This window comes from Pseudomonas sp. Irchel s3a18, from assembly GCF_900187535.1.
Taxonomy (GTDB): domain Bacteria; phylum Pseudomonadota; class Gammaproteobacteria; order Pseudomonadales; family Pseudomonadaceae; genus Aquipseudomonas.
This window is the reverse complement of record NZ_FYDV01000001.1, coordinates 367,336-388,646: the sequence shown is the minus strand read 5'-3', so window position 1 is coordinate 388,646 and position 21,311 is coordinate 367,336. Positions and strand designations below refer to the sequence as shown.

The following is a 21,311-nucleotide window of genomic DNA, read 5'->3' as shown; positions in this document are numbered from 1 at the left end:
CCAATGCGACTGAAGTCCAATAACGGCGCAGCGTTAATCGGGCATGTCTGATAGGATTTCGGCCTCGCGCGGGAAAACCTGAATCCTTGCTGATTTTTCACGGTTTTTTTACGGGGCGGGCTCAATTCTGTGGCCCTCGCCCTTGCGCAACGCTGAGCGCAGCGAACACCAGAAAACTAATGACGGGGCATGCCTCAAGGCATCGCTTCATGGGGGATTGATGGATCTTTGGACCGCCGCACAGGCATTGATTCTTGGGGTTATAGAAGGACTTACCGAGTTTTTGCCCATTTCCAGTACCGGGCACCAGATCATCGTCGCGGATGTGCTCAACTTCGGTGGTGAACGTGCCAAGGCGTTCAACATCATTATCCAGCTCGGTGCGATCCTCGCGGTGGTCTGGGAGTTTCGTGGCAAGATTCTCGAAGTAGTGACAGGCTTGCCCACCCAGCGCACGGCGCAACGGTTCACCGTCAACCTGCTGATCGCCTTCCTGCCCGCCGTGGTGTTGGGCGTGATCTTCGCTGACCTGATCCACCACTATCTGTTCAACCCGATCACGGTCGCGACCGCACTGGTGGTGGGCGGGGTCGTCATGTTGTGGGCCGAGCGCCGTGAACATACCGTGCGCGCAGAGTCCGTCGACGACATGACCTGGAAGGACGCGCTGAAGGTAGGCTGCGCCCAGTGCCTGGCGATGATTCCGGGGACCTCGCGCTCTGGCTCGACCATCATCGGCGGCTTGCTGTTCGGCCTGTCGCGCAAGACCGCCACCGAGTTTTCATTTTTCCTGGCCATGCCGACCATGGTCGGTGCGGCGGTGTACTCCGGCTATAAATACCGTGATCTGTTCCAGGTGGCGGACCTGCCGGTGTTCGCGATCGGCTTCGTCACCGCGTTTATCTTCGCCATGATTGCGGTCAAGGGCCTGCTCAAATTCATTGCCAGCCACAGCTACGCCGCCTTTGCCTGGTACCGGATTGCGTTCGGCCTGGTGATTCTGGCTACCTGGCAGTTCGGCGTGGTTGACTGGGCAGCAGTCAAGCCGTGATCGAGACACGCAATGGGCGCGCGATCCAGTACCCGCGTCTCAAGGCGCTGGTCTTCCTCGCGCTGTGCGCACTGCCGGTCGTGGGGTCGAGCCTGCTATGGCTGCGCGGGGTCTCGGCGATTCCGCTGGCGGCCTACGGTATTGTCAGCCTGCTGGCGTTCTTCCTGTACTGGAGCGACAAGCGTAAGGCGCGAGCCGATAGCTGGCGCACCCCGGAGAACGTTCTGCATGCGGTCGAACTGGCTGGCGGCTGGCCAGGTGCTTTGATTGCCCAGCAAGTGTTTCGACACAAGACGCGCAAAGTGTCGTTCCAGGCGTTGTTCTGGATCATCGTGTTATTGCATCAGGTGTTCTGGATCGACCAGTTGTTTCTCGACGCCGGGCTGTTCAGGCTGTTCTAGATCAACAGCCCGACCTGGACGCGCTTGGGCAACTTGCTCACCACCAGTTGGTGGGACCTGCGCAGCAACGCTTGCAGTTCAAGGGCGCCTAGCGGGTAGGGCGTGTGCATGATGATCCATTGGGCTCGCGCCAGATACGGCGCCGGCCCGATCCCCGGGCGGTCGACGTGGCCCAGGAACAGGTCCTTGTCGACCTTGAACGCCAGGGACTCGCCGCGCAGGTTCTGCAACGCGAACATCTTGTTGCCGGCCACCGAAAACACCCGCACGCCGCCCCACTTGTAATCTTCCCGTGCCCCGGGCAGGGCCAGGCAGAAACGCGCTACATCATCTTCCGTCATGGCCCTGGCCGTCATAACAAGCGGTCCCCGCAGCTGTTGAATGATTCGCCCAAATGGTCGATCCAGGCGCGCACGGCCGGCAGCACGCCGCGCCGATGAGGGTAGACCGCCTGCAGCCAGCCGCCAGGCAATGACCACTGGGGCAGCAGTTGCACCAGCGAGCCGCTTGCCAGTTCCTGCTCGCAGTACAGCATCGGCAGTATGGTGAAGCCAAGGCCGGAGAGCGTGCAGGCCTTGCGCACGACAAAATCATCGATCCCCAGGCGAGCCTCCAGGCTCAAGTCGCAGCTTTGCCCTTGTTCATCGAGCATGCGCAAATGCACCAGGCGATCGGCTTCCAGCGCCCCCAGCACCGGGACGTTTTTCAGGTCGTCCGGGGTGATGATCTGGCGCTCACGCAGGAACTGTGGGCTGGCAACCATGACGGTTTGTGCCTGGCGCAGGCGTCGGGTGACCAGGAACGGGTCTTCATCCCCCAGTTCGCGGACGCGCAAGGCCACGTCTATGCCTTCGGTCACCAGGTCCACGCGCCGGTTGAGCAGTTGCATGTCCAGTTGCACCTGGGGGAAGCGCTCCAGAAACGAGCTGATGACCGGCGGCAGAAACTCATGGGCCAGTCCCACCGGGCAGGATACGCGCAACCGCCCCCGTGGTTCGCTGGACATGCTGGCCACGGCTTCATCGGCCATCTCGGCCTCCAGCAGCATCGCCTGGCAATGGCGCAAGTAACGCTCGCCCACTGCGGTCAGCTTGAGTTGACGGGTGGTGCGCTGCAACAGGCGGGCTCCCAGACGCTCTTCCAGTTCAGCAATGCGTCGTGACAAGCGCGACTTGGGAATGCCCAGCAAGCGCCCGGCGGCAGCGAAACCGCCGGCTTCAACCACTTTGGCGAAATAGTAGAGGTCATTGAGGTCTTGCATGACGAGGCTCGACTGTCCTATGAGTAGGACGAACTATCGCATTATTACCGACTAATCAGCTATTGGTTTCATCTGTAGGATTGTCTCAACTTGATCGCCCGGTGGCGGTCCTCACTTGGAGATCCCACATGAAACTTCTGCATATCGATTCGAGCATCCTGGGTGACAACTCGGCTTCCCGTCAGCTGAGCAAGGGCGTTGTCCAGGCCTGGACCGCTGCCGAGCCTGATGCCGTGGTCACTTACCGCGACCTGGCCGGCGATGCCATCAGCCACTTTTCCGCCGCGACCCTGGTAGCCGCGGGCACCCCGGCCGAACTGCGTGACGCCGCGCAACAGCATGAAGCCGACCTGAGTGCTTCGACCCTGGCCGAGTTCCTGGCAGCGGATGCCGTGGTCATCGCCGCGCCGATGTACAACTTCACCATCCCGACCCAGCTCAAGGCCTGGTTCGATCGTATCGCCGTGGCCGGCCAGACCTTCCGCTACACCGAAGCCGGCCCTGAAGGCCTGTGCGGCAACAAGAAAGTCGTGGTGGTGTCCACCTCTGGCGGCCTGCATGCCGGTCAGGCGACGGGCGTAGGTCATGAAGACTACCTGAAAGTGATGCTGGGCTTCATGGGCATCACCGACGTCGAATTCGTCCGCGCCCAGGGCCTGTCCTATGGTGAGGAGGTTCGCGCCAAAGCCATGAACGACGCCCAGGCCCACATCAGCGACCAATTGTTCGTCGCTGCATAAGGCCGGTTCAACGGCTCGCCCAGCCTTGGGCAAATGCCACTGGACCCCGGGCCTTGATCGTCGTAAAACGATCAAGGCCCGGGGTCTCTTTGCTTCTGTCCTTTGCATCTGACAACCGAGGTGTTGGCCCGAGTGATGCTGGCCCGCAGTAGCGGCTCGGTTGCACGATGGTCTCGAGTTCGGCCAAGGCGCTGAATCCAGGCAAGTGGCACCAATCGGCTCATCCAGTCAGGTCAAACGGTGGGGCATCTCATGTCGCGTCTTTGTGCAGTGTTACTGTTGTGCCTGCTCGGCAGCCTGAATCCGGTGCAGGCGGTGCCTGCGCCGCACCCGCACTGGAGTGTCGGCTATCACCGACTGACTTTTCCTGACCCCCTTGATCTACAGCCCATGGACGCCATTGCGTTCTATCCGTCGACCGGTATCGAGCATTCCAGTCAGGTCGGGGGCTATCGCATCCAGGCCAGCGAGGATGCCAGGGTTGCCATCGGCCGCTTCCCGATGCTGATGCTGTCCCCTGGCAACACCGGGACACCGTTGGCCTTGCACTATCTTGCCACCTCGTTGGCGCGCAAAGGGTTCGTGGTGGTGGCCGTGACTCACCCCGGTGACAACTCCAGGGACCACAGCCGCCTCGGGACCTTGAGCAATCTGTACGGCCGTCCGATCCAGATTTCCGCAGCCATCACCGCCACTCTGGGCGACCCCCTGCTGGCGCCGTTCGTCCATGCCGATCAGGTCGGGGTGATCGGTTACTCCGCCGGTGGCGAAACCGCGCTGATTCTTTCGGGCGCCACCCCGGACCTGGAGCGGCTGCGTCGCTACTGCCAGGAGCGCCCCGATGACCGGGACGCCTGCAACACCCGGGGTGAACTGATCGCCGACCGTGACGACCTGCAACCGGTGGCCGATCCACGGGTTCACGCCTTGATGCTGATGGCGCCCCTGAGCCTCAAATTCGGTCGCCAGACCCTGGCGGGTGTACACATCCCGGTGCTGCTCTACAGCGGCGATGGGGACACCTTGGTGGCGCTGGACAAGAACGCTGCCGCGCTGGCTCGCAAGCTGCCCGTCGCCCCGGATTTCAGGTTACTGACGGGGGCAGGGCACTTTGTGTTCATGGCGCCCTGCAGCGAGGAGCAGATCGCGGCGATGCCAGCGCTGTGCATCGACGCCGATGGCGTGGACCGCGAGGACATTCACCGCAACCTGATCGCCGAAGCCGGGCGCTTTTTCATCCAGGCGCTGGGCAAGTCGGACAGGGCAGGGTTGCAGACGGCGGATCAATGAACCAACGTCCTCAAGTTGGCGTAGAAGAAAGCAGGCTAACGGGGTGATGCCGATCTGTTAAGAAGCTGAGGTCGCATTTGTAGGAGCAGATGGCGCACGGTGAGGTATTCATTAGGCTAACGGGTGCGCTACCTCTGATCTTTTGGTCTAAGGTACGCCGCGCCTGCGCTAAGATGGCGGCCAAACAAAAACAGGGTTCACCACGCTCAATGTCGGAAAAAGACACCATCTCCGTCCACCTGGTGCGCGAGGCACTGTTGCAGAGTTGCGCACCGGGTGCCGCCAGCCTTGAGGTGCTGCTCAAGGTCGGAATCGAGCCACGGTTACTGGAGGTGGCCGATGCGCGGGTACCGGCCACGGCCTATGCTCGGCTATGGCGTTTACTGGCGCGGCGCAGGGACGACGAGTTCTTTGGCATGGACCCACGGCAGCTGAAGTCCGGCAGCCTGGCGTTCCTGTGTCGATGCGCGATGGCCCAGCCAACCCTGGCCACCGGCCTGGAGTCCGGGTTGGGCTTTCTGTCGTTGATGCTCGAACACCTGCCGGCCCAACTGGTTCACCAGCAGAGCCTGGCAGAGATCGTCCTGCTCGAGGACGACCTGCCACCGCGCCGCGCCTTCACCTATTTCACCTACTGGATGATTGTTCACGGCGTGGCCTGCTGGTTGGCCGGACGGCGGATTCCGATTCTGGCGATCGAACTGCGCTGCGCCGAGCCGGACTTCTGCGATGACTACAAGGTGATGTTTTCCGAAAACCTGCGCTTTGATCGGCCGCGGACCCGGATGATTTTTTCCGCCGACTGCCTCGAGTTGCCGATCAAGCGCAGCGCGGACGAGCTCAAGCGCTTTCTGGCCCAGGCGCCGGCCAACATCCTGGTCAAGTACCGCGACCCGCAGAGCCTGGCCAGCCGTATCAAGCACGACCTGCGGCAGTTGCCGGCCCAGCACTGGCCGGAAACCGACAGCCTGGCGCAACGGCTGTGCATGTCGGCCTCGACCTTGCGCCGCCGCCTGGCCGAAGAAGGGCAGACCTACCAGGGCCTGAAGGACAGCGTGCGCAAGGAACTGGCGATCGTCTGGCTGGCGGAACCCAGCATCAGCTTCGCCGAAATCGCCACGCGCCTGGGGTTTGCCGATACCAGTTCGTTCTACAAGGCGTTTCGCAAATGGTCGGGGTCGAACCCCGGGCATTACCGCAGCCTGATTCTCAACGAAGTTCACTGAGCCGGGCCTTTCACCGGCACGCGCTTGCCCCCTCGCACCGCGTGAGGCTTGGCCAAACCAGTCAAGCAACTTGAAAGCTTTGACCATTGTTCCCTATCGTGCGCAGAGCGAGTATTTCCTGGATTTATACGGTTCCCCCCAACCTAATAAAAATACAGAGGGATTCTGGCAATGCGCGATTACCTGTCTGCAACCACACAGTTCAATTATCAGCACACCGTCGATGCAGCGCTTCTCGGCTCACTGACGGCGCTCAACGCCTGCGTTGAATGCTGCGACCGGCATGCGTTGCCCGGGCGCATTGCCTTGTTCTGGGAAGGCCGTGACGCCAGTTCCGCGACCTATACCTTCAGCGATCTGCAGGACAAGGCCGCGCGCTTTGCCAATTTTCTGCAGGCACAGGGTGTGAAAAAGGGTGACAAGGTCGCCGGCCTGCTGCCGCGCAACGTCGAGTTGCTGATTGCGGTGCTCGCCACCTGGCGTATCGGGGCGGTCTATCAGCCGCTGTTCACTGCCTTCGGCCCCAAGGCCATCGAACACCGGCTCGGCAGTTCCGGCGCGATGATCGTGGTGACCGACGCGGTCAATCGTCCAAAGCTCGATGAAGTCCCGGACTGTCCGACCATCGTCACCATCGGTGGCCCGAAAGGCCAGGGCATCGTCCGTGGCGACTTCAGTTTCTGGGCTGAGCTGGCCAATTACTCCAATCAGTGCGAACCGGTGATGCTGACCGGCGAAGACCCGTTCCTGCTGATGTTTACCTCGGGCACCACTGGCCCGTCGAAAGCCCTGTACGTGCCCCTCAAGGCCATGGTCGCGTTCCAGAGCTACACCCGTGACGCGGTCGACCTGCGCCCCGAGGATGCGTTCTGGAACGTTGCCGACCCGGGCTGGGCCTATGGCATCTACTTTGGTGTGACCGGGCCGTTGTCCATGGGGCATCCGATTACCTTCTACGATGGTCCGTTCACCCTCGAAAGCACCTGCCGGGTGATCAACAAGTACGGCATCACCAACCTCACCGGATCGCCGACCGCTTACCGCTTGCTGATTGCCGGTGGCGATGAGTTCGCCCGTTCGATCAAGGGCCGGCTGCGCATCGTCAGCAGCGCCGGCGAGCCGTTGAACCCGGAAGTGATCCGTTGGTTCGCCGACAACCTCGACGTGGTGATCCATGACCACTATGGCCAGACTGAACTGGGCATGGTGCTGTGCAATCACCATGGCCTCGAGCACCCGGTACATGTCGGCGCCGCCGGTTTCGCCTCGCCGGGTCACCGGATCGTGGTGCTGGACGACGCTTACAACGAATTGTCGGTCGGCCAGCCAGGGATTCTGGCCATCGACCGCAGCCAGTCACCGATGTGCTGGTTCGCCGGTTACGAAGGGGCGCCGACCAAAGCCTTCGTCGGCAACTATTATCTGAGTGGCGATACCGTCGAACTGAACCCGGATGGCAGCATCAGCTTTGTCGGCCGCAGCGATGACGTGATTACCACATCCGGTTACCGGGTGGGCCCGTTCGACGTGGAAAGCGCGCTGATCGAACACCCGGCGGTGGTCGAAGCGGCCGTGGTCGGCAAACCCGATCCGGAGCGCACTGAGCTGGTGAAGGCGTTCGTGGTGCTGAGCACGCAATACCGCGCCTCTCCCGAGCTTGCCGAGGAACTGCGCCAGCATGTGCGCAAGCGCCTGGCCGCGCACTCGTACCCGCGGGAAGTGGAATTTGTCAGTGAGTTGCCGAAAACCCCAAGCGGCAAGTTACAGCGCTTTATCTTGCGCAACCAGGAAATCGCCAAGGCTCAAGAGGCTGCGGCTCACAAGGCTTCGGCTTGAATTCAAGGAAACAACGATGCAAATCGCAAACAAGGTTTTTCTCGTCAGTGGCGGCGCTTCCGGACTGGGGGCGGCCACCGCTGAAATGCTGGTCGGCGCCGGCGCCAAAGTGATGCTGGTGGACATGAACGCAGAAGCGCTCGCCGCCCAGGCCAAACGCCTGGGTGCCCAGAGCGTGGTGGCCGACATCACCCAGGAAGCGGCGGCGGAAGCGGCGGTCAAGGCCACTGTAGCGGCCTTTGGCGGCCTGCACGGGTTGGTCAACTGCGCCGGCGTGGTCCGTGGCGAGAAAATCCTCGGCAAGAACGGCCCTCACGCACTGGCCAGTTTCAGCCAGGTGATCAACGTCAACCTGATTGGTAGTTTCAATCTGTTGCGTCTGGCCGCCGCGGCCATTGCCGAGACCGAGGCCAATGCCGACGGCGAGCGCGGAGTCATCATCAACACCGCCTCGGCTGCTGCCTACGATGGGCAGATCGGCCAAGCCGCCTACGCGGCCTCCAAAGGCGCGATTGTCAGCCTGACCTTGCCCGCTGCCCGTGAATTGGCGCGCTTTGGCATCCGCGTGATGACCATCGCCCCAGGTATCTTCGAAACCCCGATGATGGCCGGCATGACCCAGGAAGTACGCGATTCGCTGGCCGCCGGCGTGCCATTCCCGCCACGCCTGGGCAAACCGGACGAGTACGCCGCGCTGGTCAGGCATATCATAGAGAACAGCATGCTCAACGGTGAGGTGATCCGTCTCGACGGTGCCTTGCGCATGGCGGCCAAATAAGGAGTCATGATCATGACCACGAACAACGATCCGATTGTCATTGTCAGCGCCGTCCGCACCCCCATGGGCGGTTTTCAAGGTGAACTCAAAAGCCTGAGCGCACCGCAACTGGGCGCCGCTGCCATTCGCGCGGCGGTCGAGCGCGCGGGCGTGGCCAGCGACGCGGTGGAAGAAGTGCTGTTCGGCTGCGTGTTGTCCGCAGGCTTAGGCCAGGCGCCGGCGCGACAAGCCGCCCTGGGTGCGGGCCTGAACAAGGCGACCCGCTGCACCACCCTGAACAAGATGTGTGGTTCGGGCATGGAAGCCACGATGCTGGCCCACGACATGCTGCTGGCCGGCAGTGCCGAGGTGGTGGTCGCCGGCGGCATGGAAAGCATGTCCAACGCACCGTACCTGCTGGACCGGGTCCGGGCCGGCCTGCGCATGGGCCACGGCAAGGTCCTGGACCATATGTTCCTCGACGGCCTGGAAGATGCCTACGACAAGGGGCGCCTGATGGGCACCTTCGCCGAGGACTGTGCCGAGACCAACGGTTTTACCCGTGAGGCACAGGACGCCTTTGCCATTGCCTCGACCACCCGTGCCCAGCAGGCGATCAAGGACGGCAGCTTCAACGCCGAGATCGTGCCCCTGCAGGTCATGGTTGGCAAAGAGCCGAAAACCATCAGCGATGACGAACAGCCACCAAAAGCCAGGCTGGACAAGATCGCCAGCCTGAAACCGGCGTTCCGCGAGGGCGGCACGGTCACGGCGGCCAACTCCAGTTCGATTTCCGATGGCGCGGCGGCCTTGCTGTTGATGCGTCGCAGCGAAGCCGAGAAACGTGGCTTGAAGCCGCTGGCGGTGATTCATGGTCACGCCGCGTTCGCCGACACCCCGGGCCTGTTCCCGGTCGCTCCAGTGGGTGCGATCAAGAAGCTGATGAAAAAGACCGGCTGGTCGCTGGATGAAGTCGACCTGTTCGAAGTCAACGAAGCCTTCGCCGTGGTCAGCCTGGTCACCATGACCAAGCTGGAGATCCCCCACGACAAGGTCAACATTCACGGCGGCGCCTGCGCCCTGGGTCACCCGATTGGCGCCTCGGGTGCGCGCATCCTGGTGACCTTGCTCTCGGCCCTGCGCCAGAAAGGCCTGAAACGCGGCGTTGCAGCCATCTGCATCGGCGGCGGTGAAGCCACGGCCATGGCCGTTGAATGCCTGTACTAAGGAATCCCCATGCTCCCGAATGACGAACAACTACAGATCAGCGAAGCGGCACGGCAGTTTGCCCAGGAGCGGCTCAAGCCGTTTGCCGCCGAGTGGGATCGCGAGCATCGCTTCCCTAAAGAAGCCATTGGCGAGATGGCGCAACTGGGCTTCTTCGGCATGCTGGTGCCGGAACAATGGGGCGGTTGCGACACCGGGTACCTGGCGTACGCCATGGCCCTGGAAGAAATCGCCGCTGGCGATGGTGCCTGTTCGACCATCATGAGCGTGCACAACTCGGTCGGCTGTGTGCCGATCCTCAAGTTCGGCAACGATCAACAGAAAGAGCAGTTCCTCAAGCCGCTGGCCAGCGGGGCCATGCTCGGTGCGTTCGCGTTGACCGAGCCCCAGGCCGGTTCCGACGCCAGCAGCCTGAAAACCCGTGCGCGCCTGGACGGCGATCACTACGTGCTCAACGGCTGCAAACAGTTCATCACGTCGGGGCAGAACGCCGGGGTGGTGATTGTGTTTGCCGTGACCGACCCGGCTGCCGGCAAGCGTGGGATCAGTGCCTTTATCGTGCCCACCGACTCACCGGGCTACAAGGTCGCGCGGATCGAGGACAAACTCGGCCAGCATGCCTCCGACACCTGCCAGATCCTGTTCGAGGACGTGAAGGTTCCGGTGGCAAATCGTCTGGGCGAGGAGGGCGAAGGCTACAGGATTGCCCTGGCCAACCTGGAAGGCGGGCGTGTCGGCATTGCCTCGCAGTCCGTGGGCATGGCCCGCGCTGCCTTCGAAGCGGCCCGCGACTATGCCCGCGAGCGGGAAAGCTTCGGCAAGGCCCTCATCGAGCATCAGGCCGTGGCCTTTCGCCTGGCCGACATGGCCACGCAAATAGCCGTCGCCCGGCAAATGGTGCATTACGCCGCCGCCCTGCGTGACAGTGGCAAGCCGGCCCTGGTGGAAGCTTCGATGGCCAAGCTGTTTGCTTCGGAAATGGCCGAGAAAGTCTGCTCGATGGCATTGCAAACCCTGGGTGGCTACGGCTACTTGAACGACTTTCCGCTGGAGCGTATCTACCGCGACGTGCGGGTCTGCCAGATTTATGAAGGCACCAGTGATATTCAGCGCATGGTCATTTCGCGCAATCTTTGAGAAGGAATGTTGGCATGAGTTACGAAACGATTTTGTTGGACGTCCAGGGCCGGGTCGGCCTGATCACGCTCAATCGTCCCCAGGCACTGAACGCACTGAATGCGCAGATTGTCAGCGAACTGAACCACGCGCTGGACGGTCTGGAAGCCAATCCGGACATCGGCTGTATCGTACTGACCGGCTCGAAAAAAGCCTTTGCCGCCGGTGCTGACATCAAGGAAATGGCGGAGCTGACCTACCCGCAGATCTACCTCGATGACCTGTTCAGCGACAGTGATCGGGTGGCTAACCGCCGCAAGCCGATCATTGCCGCGGTCAACGGTTTCGCGTTGGGGGGCGGCTGTGAACTGGCACTGATGTGCGACTTCATTCTGGCCGGTGACAACGCCAGGTTCGGTCAGCCGGAAATCAATCTGGGCGTGTTGCCAGGCATGGGCGGCACCCAGCGCCTGACCCGCGCGGTGGGTAAGGCCAAGGCCATGGAAATGTGCCTGAGCGGCCGCTTGATCGATGCGGTGGAGGCCGAGCGTTGCGGCATCGTGGCGCGCATCGTGCCGGCCGATGAGCTGTTGGACGAGGCGATGAAGGTAGCAGCGGTGATTGCCAGCAAATCGCTGCCGATTGCGATGATGACCAAGGAAAGCGTCAACCGCGCCTTTGAGGTCAGCCTGTCCGAAGGCGTGCGCTTCGAACGCCGGGTGTTCCATGCAGCGTTCGCCACCCAGGATCAGAAGGAAGGGATGGCCGCGTTCATTGCCAAGCGTGCGCCTGAGTTCGTCGGTAAGTAATTGTGTGGCGAGGGGGCAAACCCCCTCGCCACAGGTACGTACACTTCAGATCTGATAATTCTTCAATTCCCGCGCAATCACCATCCGCTGTATCTCGCTCGACCCCTCGTAAATCTGCGTGATCCGCGCATCGCGGTAGTAACGCTCCACCGGATAATCTTCCAGGTAGCCGTAGCCGCCATGAATCTGAATGGCGGACGAGCAGACCTTCTCGGCCATCTCGGACGCGAACAGCTTGGCCTGGGAGGCTTCGGACAGGCACGGCTTGCCGGCGCTGCGCAGGCGTGCGGCGTGCAGGATCAGCAAGCGGGCGGCGTTCAGGCGGGTGTGCATGTCAGCCAGCAGGTTGGCGATACTCTGGTGTTCGATGATCGGCTTGTCGAACTGCACCCGGTCACGGGAATAGGCCAGTGCCGCTTCGAAGGCTGCACGGGCAATGCCCAGCGCTTGCGCGGCGATGCCGATGCGACCGCCTTCGAGGTTGGACAGGGCAATCGCCAGGCCCTTGCCGCGTTCGCCCAGCAGGTTCGCTTCGGGAATCACGCAGTTATTGAGGGTAACGGCACAGGTATCGGAGGCGCGAATGCCCATCTTGTGTTCGCTACGGTCGACAATGAAACCTGGGTTGTCGGTGGGCACCAGGAAGGCTGACAGGCCTTTCTTGCCCAGGTCCGGGTCAGTGACGGCGAAGACGATGGCCAGTTTCGCGCGCTTGCCATTGCTGACGAACTGCTTGGCACCATTGATCACCCATTGACCGTCACGCAGTTCGGCACGGGTGCGCAGGTTATGCGCCTCGGAGCCGGCCTGGGGCTCGGTCAGGCAGAAGCAACCGATGGCCTGGCCGCTGGCCAGGTCTGCCAACCAGGTCTGTTTCTGTTCCTCGGTACCGTAATTGAGTACCGGCCCGCAGCCCACCGAATTATGGATGCTCATCAAGGCGCCGGTGGCGCCGTCACCGGCGGAAATTTCTTCCACCGCCAGGGCGTAGGCCACGTAGTCGACGTAGGTGCCACCCCATTCTTCGGGTACCACCATGCCGAGCAACCCCAGCTCGCCCATCTTCGCCACCAGCGCATCGTCGATCCAGCCGGCCTTTTCCCAGGCCTGGGCATGGGGGGCGATTTCGCCACGGGCAAAGTCCCGGGCCATGTCGCGGATCATCACTTGTTCTTCGGTCAATTCGATATCGTGCATGACTCAGCTCCCGCTCTGATCAAATCCGCTGAAGAAGCTCGCCACCCGCTCGGCGTCGAGCGCCTGTACGGTCGGAGGGTTCCAGCGTGGGTTCTTGTCTTTGTCGATTAGCAGGGCGCGCACACCTTCGATCAGGTCGCCACGCTCGAACCACTGACGATCCAGGTGCAGCTCCAGGGCAAAACACTGTTCCAGGCTCAGCTGTCGGCCGCGGCGCAGCATTTCCAGGGTCACACCCATGGCCAGCGGTGAGCGGGTTTCCAGCAGGTCGGCGGTGGTCAACGCCCAGGCGTGGCTGTCGGCAACCGTGACGGTACGCAGTTGCTCGACGATGCCCGGCACGTCCGCCAGGGCGAAGAAGTGATCGATGGCCGGGCGCAAGGCTTGCAGCGGTGCGTCGGGCAGGTGCTGCACGCCGAGCCTGGCCAGCAAGCCTTGCAGGTCCTTGAGCGGGGTGTCGTGCCATACAAGGCTGTCCAGGCGCTGGTCCAGCTCGGCCAGCCGCGCACTTTCCAGGTACCAGTCGGCCAACCCGCAATACAACGCATCGGCAGCGCGAATCTGCACGCCGCTGACACCCAGATAGATCCCCAGTTCGCCCGGGACACGGGGCAGGAAGTAGCTGCCACCCACGTCCGGGAAATAGCCGATGCCCACTTCCGGCATCGCCAGGCGGCTGCGTTCGGTGACCACCCGCAAGTCGGCACCCTGCACCAGGCCCATGCCGCCGCCGAGGACGAAACCGTCCATCAGCGCGAGCACGGGTTTACGGTAATGGTGGATCGCCAGGTCCAGGGCATATTCTTCGACGAAGAACGCTTCGTGCAGGGTGTCGCCGCTTGTGTAGCTGTCGTACAGCGAGCGGATATCGCCACCGGCACAGAAGGCTTTCTCGCCAGCTCCGCGTAGTACCACGGCATGTACCTGCGGATCCCGGGCCCAGGCGTCCAGCTGGCGATGCAGGCTGCGCACCATGTCCAGGGTAATGGCATTGAGACCGGCGGGGCGATTGAGGGTCAGGTGACCAATGTGGTTGCGCACCTGGGCCAGCACGTCGTTCTGCGTGGCATCCATGGGCTGACCTGTCGGGGATGAAACCTGAGCAGTCATCACTAACTCCCTGCTTTTATTGTTCTTTATAGAGATGCTCGCGCGCGAGCGATGGCGGATCGTAACAGTGCAAATTTGCCATGTACAACCCGGATAACTGCAGGTCGCCTGTGCATTTTTGCATGTCAGGATCCGCCCCTGGTGCAGTGGGTCATTGAGCGACCACCTCCGTGCTGCCCGACACGGGACAGTGCGCGACAAGGCACCGTCGATGTGCCTTTGGCCAGTGTCGAAAGGGCTTGCCATCGCGCCTGGCTGCTGACGACAGAATCGGCTGTCCAATGCGCTCGTTCAGCGCAGTTACGCTGTCTGGACCGCGCCTTACGACACCTGCGCCGTCCTGGCTATTGGCATTCTGGCGTTCCGTTTCAGGTGCTTTTGACAATGCGCCAGAAAAGGGTTGCACCCCGACGACTGGCTCCCTCCGGTCGATAACAACAATAAATACGGCTGCGGTGAAGACCGCATCGATTTTCTGCCCCTGTAAAAAAGTGTGGTTCGGCGCGGGCGCCTGACCGCTATAAATCCAAATAATCCGGGACTCAAGAAGATGAATATCAAGTGGCTGACCTTGCCGGCACTCGCCTTGCTGTGCTGCTCCACCGGCGCCAGCGCCAAAGAATGGAAAGAGTTGCGCTTTGGCGTCAATCCCAGCTATCCACCCTTTGAGTCCACGACCGCTGACGGAGGCGTGCAAGGCTTCGGCGTCGACCTGGGCAACGCCATCTGCGCCGAGTTGAAACTCACCTGTGTCTGGGTCAGCAACGACTTCGACGGGCTGATCCCGGGTCTCAAAGCCGGTAAGTTCGATGCGATCGAATCCTCGATGACGGTGACGGATGCCCGTAAAAAACAGATCGATTTCAGTGATCGCCTCTATGCCGGACCGACCGCCATCGTCACCCGCAAGGATTCCGGCCTGGAGCCCACCGCCGAATCCCTCAAGGGCAAGACCGTGGGGTTCATGCAGGGCACGATTCAGGAGACCTACGCCAGGGCCAAACTGGCGCCAGGCGGTGTGAAACTGCGGGCCTATCAGAATCAGGATCAGGTGTACGCAGACCTGGTGTTCGGCCGCCTCGATGCGTCCATCCAGGATAAGCTGCAGGCGCAGATGAGTTTTCTGACGTCGCCACAGGGCGCTGACTTCCAGAACAGCGAAGGCATCAGTGACCCGCTGGTGCCCTCGGAAATCGCCATCGGTATCCGCAAGGGCAGCGACGAGCTCAAAGGCATGATCAATGCCGCCATCAAGTCCCTGCACGACAAGGGCATCTACGCACAGATCCAGCAAAAGCACTTCGGCGCTCTGGACCTCTATAACAACTGATCCTCGCGCCCCGAGCACTGTGCCGCGCTCATCGGTACAGCGCCCGTGCGGGCGCCACAAGACAGGTAACTGGCGTGAATTCCCTCCTGAATCTACTGGGGGTCGATCTGTCGACCCTGCAAGGTTACGGCCCGTTGTTGCTGCATGGCACGTGGGTCACCCTCAAACTCTCTGCGTTTTCGCTGCTGGTCAGCATGGTGTTGGGGTTGCTGGGCGCCGCGGCCAAGTTATCGCCGCTGAAGTGGCTGAACCTGCCGGCGACGCTCTATACCACACTGATTCGCGGTGTGCCGGACCTGGTGCTGATGCTGTTGATCTTCTACAGCCTGCAAGGCTGGCTGAGCAGCCTTACCGAGGCGATGGGCTGGCCCTACATGGAGATCGACCCGTTTCTGGCCGGGATTGTCACGCTCGGGTTTATCTACGGCGCGTACTTCACCGAGACCTTTCGTGGCGCCATTGTGAGCGTGCCACGCGGTCAGCAAGAGGCCGCCGCCTGTTTCGGCCTCAATCGCTGGCAGCGGTTTCGTTTCGTGGTGTTCCCGCAAATGATGCGTTTTGCCTTGCCGAGCCTGGGCAACAACTGGCTGGTGTTGCTCAAGGCCACCGCGCTGGTGTCGATCATTGGCTTGTCGGACCTGGTCAAAGTGGCGCAGGAGGCGGGCAAAAGCACCTTCAACATGCTCGACTTCCTGCTGATGGCGGCGGCGTTGTACCTGCTGATCACCAGCGCCTCCAACTATGCGTTGCGAGTGCTTGAGCGCCGCTACAACCAAGGAGTACGGGGGATGGCGCGATGATTGAATTGATTGCCGAGTACTGGAGACCCTTCCTGTTCAGCGACGGTGAGACGTTCACCGGCCTGGCCATGACCCTGTGGTTGCTGGTGGCGAGTATCGTCCTTGGCTTTTGCCTGTCGTTGCCACTGGCGATCATGCGTACCTCGCGCTGGGCGTTGTTGCGCTGGCCGGTCCAGTTGTTCACGTATGTGTTTCGCGGTACGCCGCTGTATATCCAACTGCTGATTTGCTACAGCGGGATCTACGGCATTGCGGCGGTGCGCGCTCAGCCGCTGCTGGAAGCCTTCTTCCGCGATGCCATGAACTGCACCTTGCTGGCATTCACCCTCAACACCTGTGCCTACACCGTGGAGATATTCGCCGGTGCGATTCGCAGCATTCCCTACGGCGAAATCGAAGCGGCGCACGCCTATGGCTTGAGCGGCTGGCGGCTGCACCTGCAGTTGATCCTGCCATCGGCCCTGCGCCGCGCACTGCCGTACTACAGCAACGAAGTGATTCTGATGCTGCACGCCACGTCCGTGGCCTTCACCGCGACCATCCCGGACATTCTGAAAGTTGCCCGGGATGCCAACGCCGCCACCTTCATGACGTTCCAGGCGTTTGGCATCGCCGGTTTGCTGTACCTGGGGTTGTCATTCGCCCTGGTCGGCGGATTCCGCCTGGCGGAGAAACGCTGGCTGGGCTTTCTCGGGCCGGCGCACTGAATCACTCACCTCATTTTTGTCCAGAGCGGCGTCGACGCAGACGCCGTTCCAGGAGTGCAAGCATGTACAAACTCACGGTTGAAAATCTGTATAAACGTTTTGGTGACAACGAAGTACTCAAGGGCGTCTCTTTGAACGCGCGGGCCGGGGATGTGGTGAGCATGATCGGCGCCAGCGGCTCAGGCAAAAGCACCATGCTGCGTTGCATCAATTTTCTGGAACGCGCGGACGAGGGGGCCATTGAGCTGGATGGCGAGCGCATTGTCACCCGCCAGGCGGCAGGTGGCATGCGGGTCGCCAATCCGGCACAGTTGCAGCGCTTGCGCACACGGCTGGCCATGGTGTTTCAGCACTTCAACCTGTGGAGTCATTTGACCGTGCTGGAGAACATCATGCTGGCGCCCTGCAAAGTGCTGGGTGTCACTCGCAAGGACGCCGAAACCAGCGCCCGGGCATATCTGGACAAAGTCGGCCTGCCCCAGCGGGTGGCCGAGCAATACCCGGCGTTCCTGTCGGGTGGCCAGCAGCAACGGGTGGCGATTGCGCGAGCATTGGCGGTGGAGCCACAGATCCTGTTGTTCGATGAGCCGACGTCAGCCCTGGACCCGGAGTTGGTGGGTGAAGTGTTGAAGGTGATTCAGGCACTGGCGGAAGAGGGGCGGACCATGTTGATGGTGACCCACGAAATGGGTTTTGCCCGGCAGGTTTCCAGTCAAGTGCTGTTCCTGCATCAAGGCAAGGTCGAGGAGCAGGGCGATGCGACGATCCTCGACCAGCCGAAGAGTGAACGTTTACAGCAATTTCTATCGGGCCGTTTGAAGTGAGGCAAGACGTACATGGCGGATATCCGTGATCTGACGATCGTGCTTGATCGTATCGATCAGGCCATCATCGAGGTGCTGCGTCACGATGGGCGCATCACGTATCAAAAGCTTTCCGAGCGCGTGCACCTGACGCCCAGGCCTTGCCTGGAACGGGTGCGAAAGCTCGAACAGCTCGGGGTGATTCGGGGTTATGGGGCAATACTCGACGAAAAGAAACTGACACCGGGTTTGTCGTTGCTGGTGCTGGTGGCGCTGTCGAACCAGAGTGGGCGTGCTGCACAAAAGGCGTTCGAGGCCAAGGTGCGTGCTTGCCCGCAGGTACTGGAATGCCAATTGATCAGCGGAGCCTTCGATTACAGTCTGCGAATGCGCTGCCGTGACATGGAGCACTACCGGGTGCTGACCGAAGTCTGGTTCGATGATCCGGACCTGCATATCGACAAACTGGTCAGCCACCCAGAACTGGCGATGGTCAAAACCTCGTCGTAGGCACCTGCGCGTTCCCACGCAAGGGAGGGAACGCAAGTCAGCCTGAAGCGTCCATCGGGGCGTTGCCAGACTGAGTGTGGTGACGGTCTTCAACGCCCAATCCCTTCCTGTTTTCATCCCGCCAAATCGGCTGAAAGCCCCTGGGTTTTCAGCCATTTTCAACACTGCCTTGCTGCTAATCAGCCGGGTTTTCTGCGCAGCGAAACAGACAATGAGCACCTCTCAACCCTCATTGAACCTGTGCCCATGCAAACCACCAATACCGTTTTGATGATTCGCCCGACACGTTTCTCCTTCAATCAGGATACGGCGGCGAACAACCGTTTCCAGCGCCCGGCGGCCGCGTCGGAGGACGTCCAGCGCCAGGCCTTGCAGGAGTTCGACGGTTACGTCGCTGCGCTACGCGATCACGGTGTGGAGGTGATCGTCCACGATGACCGCGATGCCCCCCATACCCCGGACTCGATTTTCCCCAACAACTGGTGGAGCAGTCACCCCGACGGCACACTGGTGTTGTATCCGATGCAAGGCCATAACCGGCGGCTGGAACGGGACAAGGGTGTGCTGGATCTGCTGCACAACGAGTACCGGGTCGAGCACCTGCTGGACCTCACGGCCCTTGAACTGCAGGACGTGTTCCTCGAAGGCACGGGCAGTATGGTGCTGGATCGTCAGGCGCGGATTTGTTACGCCGGCTACTCCACACGCACCCACGCCCATGCCCTGGATCAAGTAGTCAGCCATCTGGGTTATGAGTTGTGCGCATTCAACGCAGTCGATCGCCAGGGTGTCGCGATCTATCACACCAACGTCATGATGAGCGTCGGTACTGAACTGGCCGTGGCCTGCCTGGCTTGCGTGGCTGAGCCGGCGCAAGCCCGAACGCTGCGTTCACGCCTGGAAGACAGCGGCAAGCAGGTTATCGCGCTGAGTTGGGAGCAGTTGGAGTCTTTCGCGGGCAACATGCTGCAAGTCCACACGGCGGCAGGTGAGCCCCTGTTGGTGATGTCGCGCACCGCCTGGCGTTCCCTCGATGCGGCTCAGCGTCGGCTCATCGAGGCTTACACCACACCGTTGCCCGTGAACATCGACACCATCGAACGGGTGGGCGGTGGGAGTGCCCGCTGCATGTTGGCGGAGGTTTTTCTACCCAAGGCCCGGCAGGCGTATCCGGCTGCCAAGGGGGGTATGTGATGATCGTCCGTCCTGCGACACCCGATGATCTGCCGGCATTGCTGGCCCTGGCTCATAGTGCGGGCACCGGCTTGACGACCTTGCCTGCGGATGCCGGACGTTTGCGCCAGCGCCTGGAGTGGGCGGCGAGAACCTTTGCCGGCGAGGCCGGACGCGCTGACGCCGACTATCTGTTTGTGCTGGAGAGTGATCAGGGAGAGGCGATCGGCATCTGCGCCCTGGCTGGCGCTGTCGGCCTGCGGGAGCCCTGGTACAACTATCGCCTGGGCCTGTTTGTCGCCGCGTCCAGCAACCTGGGGATCAATCAGCAATTGCCGACGCTGTTCCTGGGGAACGACATGACCGGGCATTCGGAGTTGTGTTCGTTGTTCTTGCATGCCGATCACCGCGCTGGCCTCAACGGTCGCCTGTTATCCAAGGCGCGGTTTCTGTTTCTCGCCGAATTTCGCCAGCACTTTGGCGAAAAGGTCATCGCGGAAATGCGCGGCTACTCCGACGAGGAGGGTGTTTCACCTTTCTGGGAAGGCTTGGGACGGCACTTTTTCAAAATGGATTTTGCCGACGCCGACTACCTCACCGGCCTTGGTAACAAAACCTTCATTGCCGAACTGATGCCCAAGTTCCCGTTACCTACATGCCTGCTGCCCGAGAGCGCGCGATCAATGATCGGTCGGGTACATCCCAACACCGAACCGGCGTTGGGCATGCTCAAGGCGGAGGGCTTTGAACACCGGGATTACATCGATATCTTCGACGGCGGTCCGTTGATCGAATGCGCGACAGGACAGATTCGGGCGGTACGCGATAGTCAGGTATTGCAACTAAGCATTGGCACGCCGGGGGAGCAGGCCGAGATCTACCTGATCCACAATCGGCAATTGGCCGAGTGCCGGATTACCGCAGCACCTGCGCGGATCGCCGCCGGGACATTGATTGTCGATGCGCAAACCGCCCAGTCGCTAGGTTTGTGTACCGGAGCCTCTGTGCGAGCGGTGAGCCTGGCGGTACCGGCACGGCAGCAGTCAGCGGCCTGAGGAGTAGCGCCAGGCCTTGTCGTTGGCCGTGTCAGGCCTTGTTGGCGAATACCTCACCGATACTGCGGCGCTTGGCGTGCCGTTCGCTGGCGTGGATCAGTTGTTCAAGGTCCTCGGGGGTCACATCGAAGAAGGCCTCCAGGTCCGCCAGTGCTGCTTTCAGGTCTTGTGCGGTGATTGCCTGGCTGTCGACGGGCGGGTGATCCGCCGGCACTCGGGCCACCGGTTCGGCGGGCCGCTTGGGGTAGCGAATACGGGTCAGGTTGTTGTAGACCAGGGCACTGAGCAACAAGGTGGCCGCACTCAACATCACCGGCGCGAGTGCTTTCCAGTCCAAGGCGATGGTCGCCGGGTCCGCCACCACCATCAGCAAGGCCAGCGCACCGGCCGGGGGATGCAGGCAACGCAGCCAGCACATCAGCATCAACGCGGTGCCGGCCGCCAGGCACGCACTGCCCAGGGTCCGTTCGAGCACATGGGCCACCAGCAGGGCTACCACCCCGGCACACAGGTATCCGCCCAGGATCGACCAGGGTTGGGCCAGTGCGCCGGACGAGACGGCAAACAGCAACACCGCCGATGCCCCCAAGGGGCCGATCAGGTGCATGGCCACCTCCATGCCGAACACCTGGGCACAGAGCCAGACGCTCAGCATAGTGCCCAGGGACATGCCGATGGCGGCACGACTCCACTCTGAAGGACGGGTATTGATGGCAGCGGGGATCCAGCGAGCAAACATGGGCAGAACGGTCCAGTGGCAGAGGGCAGACAAAAAGAAGGGCCTGTCTGGGTCACCAGAAAGCCCTTCAAAAGTTCCACCATTTGGGGGAGGAACCGGTGCAGTCTGCCGGTCTGGCCGGCCACTGACAAATTCATATTAATGAACTTTAAACTCATTAATATTGAGGTATT

General features: G+C 61.6%; 22 protein-coding genes. 17 read left to right on the top strand and 5 right to left on the bottom strand.

Annotated elements, in window-relative coordinates:
- Nucleotides 1-220: 220 nt before the first annotated feature.
- Both CKW29_RS01540 and CKW29_RS01535 read left to right on the top strand, forming a co-directional pair.
- Nucleotides 221-1,051 (top strand): undecaprenyl-diphosphate phosphatase, encoded by an 831-nt coding sequence (locus tag CKW29_RS01540; protein ID WP_095144321.1) that lies wholly within the window; start codon nt 221-223, stop codon nt 1,049-1,051.
- Nucleotides 1,048-1,452 carry a DUF1294 domain-containing protein gene (locus CKW29_RS01535; protein ID WP_256577030.1) on the top strand — a complete coding sequence of 135 codons (405 nt, stop codon included), beginning with the start codon at nt 1,048-1,050 and terminating at the stop codon, nt 1,450-1,452. The genes CKW29_RS01540 and CKW29_RS01535 overlap by 4 nt, the downstream gene beginning before the upstream one ends.
- On the opposite strand, the gene CKW29_RS01530 is transcribed toward CKW29_RS01535, so the two are convergent.
- Nucleotides 1,449-1,808: an MmcQ/YjbR family DNA-binding protein gene (locus CKW29_RS01530; protein WP_095147789.1), complete on the bottom strand. Its 360-nt coding sequence runs from the start codon at nt 1,806-1,808 to the stop codon at nt 1,449-1,451. The genes CKW29_RS01535 and CKW29_RS01530 overlap by 4 nt on opposite strands.
- Nucleotides 1,805-2,713, bottom strand: a complete 909-nt coding sequence (locus tag CKW29_RS01525; protein WP_095144318.1) for a LysR substrate-binding domain-containing protein — start codon at nt 2,711-2,713, stop codon at nt 1,805-1,807. The genes CKW29_RS01530 and CKW29_RS01525 overlap by 4 nt, the downstream gene beginning before the upstream one ends.
- Before the next feature lie 128 nt (nt 2,714-2,841).
- Here CKW29_RS01525 and CKW29_RS01520 point away from each other — a divergent pair, with 128 nt between their 5' ends.
- From CKW29_RS01520 to CKW29_RS01485, 8 genes are all read left to right on the top strand, one after another.
- Nucleotides 2,842-3,453 (top strand): FMN-dependent NADH-azoreductase, encoded by a 612-nt coding sequence (locus CKW29_RS01520; protein WP_095147788.1) that lies wholly within the window; start codon nt 2,842-2,844, stop codon nt 3,451-3,453.
- Between the two features lie 252 nt (nt 3,454-3,705).
- A complete protein-coding gene (locus CKW29_RS01515) occupies nt 3,706-4,743 on the top strand; it encodes a dienelactone hydrolase (protein WP_095147787.1) in 1,038 nt (345 codons plus the stop codon).
- Between the two features lie 209 nt (nt 4,744-4,952).
- Nucleotides 4,953-5,969 (top strand): AraC family transcriptional regulator, encoded by a 1,017-nt coding sequence (locus CKW29_RS01510; protein WP_095147786.1) that lies wholly within the window; start codon nt 4,953-4,955, stop codon nt 5,967-5,969.
- A 171-nt stretch (nt 5,970-6,140) separates the two neighbouring features.
- Nucleotides 6,141-7,805, top strand: a complete 1,665-nt coding sequence (locus CKW29_RS01505; RefSeq protein ID WP_095144314.1) for an AMP-binding protein — start codon at nt 6,141-6,143, stop codon at nt 7,803-7,805.
- Nucleotides 7,806-7,821: 16 nt separating this feature from the next.
- The gene (locus CKW29_RS01500; RefSeq protein ID WP_095147785.1) at nt 7,822-8,583 is read left to right on the top strand and encodes an SDR family NAD(P)-dependent oxidoreductase; all 762 of its coding nucleotides are present in this window, start codon (nt 7,822-7,824) and stop codon (nt 8,581-8,583) included.
- A gap of 12 nt (nt 8,584-8,595) precedes the next feature.
- A complete protein-coding gene (locus CKW29_RS01495) occupies nt 8,596-9,789 on the top strand; it encodes an acetyl-CoA C-acyltransferase (protein ID WP_095144312.1) in 1,194 nt (397 codons plus the stop codon).
- 9 nt (nt 9,790-9,798) lie between these two features.
- Nucleotides 9,799-10,926: an acyl-CoA dehydrogenase gene (locus tag CKW29_RS01490; protein WP_095078992.1), complete on the top strand. Its 1,128-nt coding sequence runs from the start codon at nt 9,799-9,801 to the stop codon at nt 10,924-10,926.
- 14 nt (nt 10,927-10,940) lie between these two features.
- A complete protein-coding gene (locus CKW29_RS01485; RefSeq protein ID WP_095144311.1) occupies nt 10,941-11,714 on the top strand; it encodes an enoyl-CoA hydratase in 774 nt (257 codons plus the stop codon).
- 45 nt (nt 11,715-11,759) lie between these two features.
- Here CKW29_RS01485 and CKW29_RS01480 read toward each other — a convergent pair whose 3' ends face one another.
- Both CKW29_RS01480 and CKW29_RS01475 read right to left on the bottom strand, forming a co-directional pair.
- A complete protein-coding gene (locus tag CKW29_RS01480) occupies nt 11,760-12,911 on the bottom strand; it encodes an acyl-CoA dehydrogenase family protein (protein ID WP_095144310.1) in 1,152 nt (383 codons plus the stop codon).
- A 3-nt stretch (nt 12,912-12,914) separates the two neighbouring features.
- Nucleotides 12,915-14,021 carry an enoyl-CoA hydratase/isomerase family protein gene (locus CKW29_RS01475; protein WP_095144309.1) on the bottom strand — a complete coding sequence of 369 codons (1,107 nt, stop codon included), beginning with the start codon at nt 14,019-14,021 and terminating at the stop codon, nt 12,915-12,917.
- Between the two features lie 550 nt (nt 14,022-14,571).
- Here CKW29_RS01475 and CKW29_RS01470 point away from each other — a divergent pair.
- The 7 genes from CKW29_RS01470 to astA all read left to right on the top strand — a co-directional run bounded on the left by CKW29_RS01470 (nt 14,572) and on the right by astA (nt 20,399).
- The gene (locus tag CKW29_RS01470) at nt 14,572-15,351 is read left to right on the top strand and encodes a transporter substrate-binding domain-containing protein (RefSeq protein ID WP_095147784.1); all 780 of its coding nucleotides are present in this window, start codon (nt 14,572-14,574) and stop codon (nt 15,349-15,351) included.
- 74 nt (nt 15,352-15,425) lie between these two features.
- Entirely contained in the window at nt 15,426-16,151 is a 726-nt protein-coding gene (locus CKW29_RS01465; RefSeq protein ID WP_095144307.1) for an ABC transporter permease, read from the top strand.
- On the top strand, nt 16,148-16,858 hold the full coding sequence (locus tag CKW29_RS01460) for an ABC transporter permease (RefSeq protein ID WP_095078986.1): 711 nt from the start codon (nt 16,148-16,150) through the stop codon (nt 16,856-16,858). Before CKW29_RS01465 ends, CKW29_RS01460 begins: the two co-directional genes overlap by 4 nt.
- 62 nt (nt 16,859-16,920) lie before the next feature.
- Entirely contained in the window at nt 16,921-17,682 is a 762-nt protein-coding gene (locus tag CKW29_RS01455) for an ABC transporter ATP-binding protein (protein ID WP_095147783.1), read from the top strand.
- Between the two features lie 12 nt (nt 17,683-17,694).
- Complete coding sequence (locus CKW29_RS01450; protein WP_095078984.1) at nt 17,695-18,171, top strand: Lrp/AsnC family transcriptional regulator; 477 nt, start codon at nt 17,695-17,697, stop codon at nt 18,169-18,171.
- Nucleotides 18,172-18,417: 246 nt separating this feature from the next.
- On the top strand, nt 18,418-19,365 hold the full coding sequence (gene ctlX / locus CKW29_RS01445) for a citrulline utilization hydrolase CtlX (protein WP_095144304.1): 948 nt from the start codon (nt 18,418-18,420) through the stop codon (nt 19,363-19,365).
- Nucleotides 19,365-20,399, top strand: a complete 1,035-nt coding sequence (gene astA / locus CKW29_RS01440) for an arginine N-succinyltransferase (RefSeq protein ID WP_095147782.1) — start codon at nt 19,365-19,367, stop codon at nt 20,397-20,399. Before ctlX ends, astA begins: the two co-directional genes overlap by 1 nt.
- Nucleotides 20,400-20,430: 31 nt before the next feature.
- Here the strand turns inward: astA and CKW29_RS01435 are convergent, their stop codons facing one another.
- On the bottom strand, nt 20,431-21,138 hold the full coding sequence (locus CKW29_RS01435; protein ID WP_095147781.1) for an HPP family protein: 708 nt from the start codon (nt 21,136-21,138) through the stop codon (nt 20,431-20,433).
- Between the last annotated feature and the right edge of the window lie 173 nt (nt 21,139-21,311).

Excerpts from the sequence above, each read along its gene's own strand:
- CKW29_RS01490 (WP_095078992.1), top strand. The coding sequence starts at position 9,799 with ATGCTCCCGAATGACGAACAACTACAGATCAGCGAAGCGGCACGGCAG.
- CKW29_RS01475 (WP_095144309.1), bottom strand. The coding sequence starts at position 14,021 with ATGACTGCTCAGGTTTCATCCCCGACAGGTCAGCCCATGGATGCCACG.
- CKW29_RS01530 (WP_095147789.1), bottom strand. The coding sequence starts at position 1,808 with ATGACGGCCAGGGCCATGACGGAAGATGATGTAGCGCGTTTCTGCCTG.
- CKW29_RS01435 (WP_095147781.1), bottom strand. The coding sequence starts at position 21,138 with ATGTTTGCTCGCTGGATCCCCGCTGCCATCAATACCCGTCCTTCAGAG.
- CKW29_RS01460 (WP_095078986.1), top strand. The coding sequence starts at position 16,148 with ATGATTGAATTGATTGCCGAGTACTGGAGACCCTTCCTGTTCAGCGAC.
- astA (WP_095147782.1), top strand. The coding sequence starts at position 19,365 with ATGATCGTCCGTCCTGCGACACCCGATGATCTGCCGGCATTGCTGGCC.
- CKW29_RS01510 (WP_095147786.1), top strand. The coding sequence starts at position 4,953 with ATGTCGGAAAAAGACACCATCTCCGTCCACCTGGTGCGCGAGGCACTG.
- CKW29_RS01480 (WP_095144310.1), bottom strand. The coding sequence starts at position 12,911 with ATGCACGATATCGAATTGACCGAAGAACAAGTGATGATCCGCGACATG.
- CKW29_RS01525 (WP_095144318.1), bottom strand. The coding sequence starts at position 2,713 with ATGCAAGACCTCAATGACCTCTACTATTTCGCCAAAGTGGTTGAAGCC.
- CKW29_RS01500 (WP_095147785.1), top strand. The coding sequence starts at position 7,822 with ATGCAAATCGCAAACAAGGTTTTTCTCGTCAGTGGCGGCGCTTCCGGA.
- CKW29_RS01540 (WP_095144321.1), top strand. The coding sequence starts at position 221 with ATGGATCTTTGGACCGCCGCACAGGCATTGATTCTTGGGGTTATAGAA.
- CKW29_RS01505 (WP_095144314.1), top strand. The coding sequence starts at position 6,141 with ATGCGCGATTACCTGTCTGCAACCACACAGTTCAATTATCAGCACACC.
- ctlX (WP_095144304.1), top strand. The coding sequence starts at position 18,418 with ATGCAAACCACCAATACCGTTTTGATGATTCGCCCGACACGTTTCTCC.
- CKW29_RS01520 (WP_095147788.1), top strand. The coding sequence starts at position 2,842 with ATGAAACTTCTGCATATCGATTCGAGCATCCTGGGTGACAACTCGGCT.
- CKW29_RS01495 (WP_095144312.1), top strand. The coding sequence starts at position 8,596 with ATGACCACGAACAACGATCCGATTGTCATTGTCAGCGCCGTCCGCACC.
- CKW29_RS01450 (WP_095078984.1), top strand. The coding sequence starts at position 17,695 with ATGGCGGATATCCGTGATCTGACGATCGTGCTTGATCGTATCGATCAG.
- CKW29_RS01455 (WP_095147783.1), top strand. The coding sequence starts at position 16,921 with ATGTACAAACTCACGGTTGAAAATCTGTATAAACGTTTTGGTGACAAC.
- CKW29_RS01485 (WP_095144311.1), top strand. The coding sequence starts at position 10,941 with ATGAGTTACGAAACGATTTTGTTGGACGTCCAGGGCCGGGTCGGCCTG.
- CKW29_RS01515 (WP_095147787.1), top strand. The coding sequence starts at position 3,706 with ATGTCGCGTCTTTGTGCAGTGTTACTGTTGTGCCTGCTCGGCAGCCTG.
- CKW29_RS01470 (WP_095147784.1), top strand. The coding sequence starts at position 14,572 with ATGAATATCAAGTGGCTGACCTTGCCGGCACTCGCCTTGCTGTGCTGC.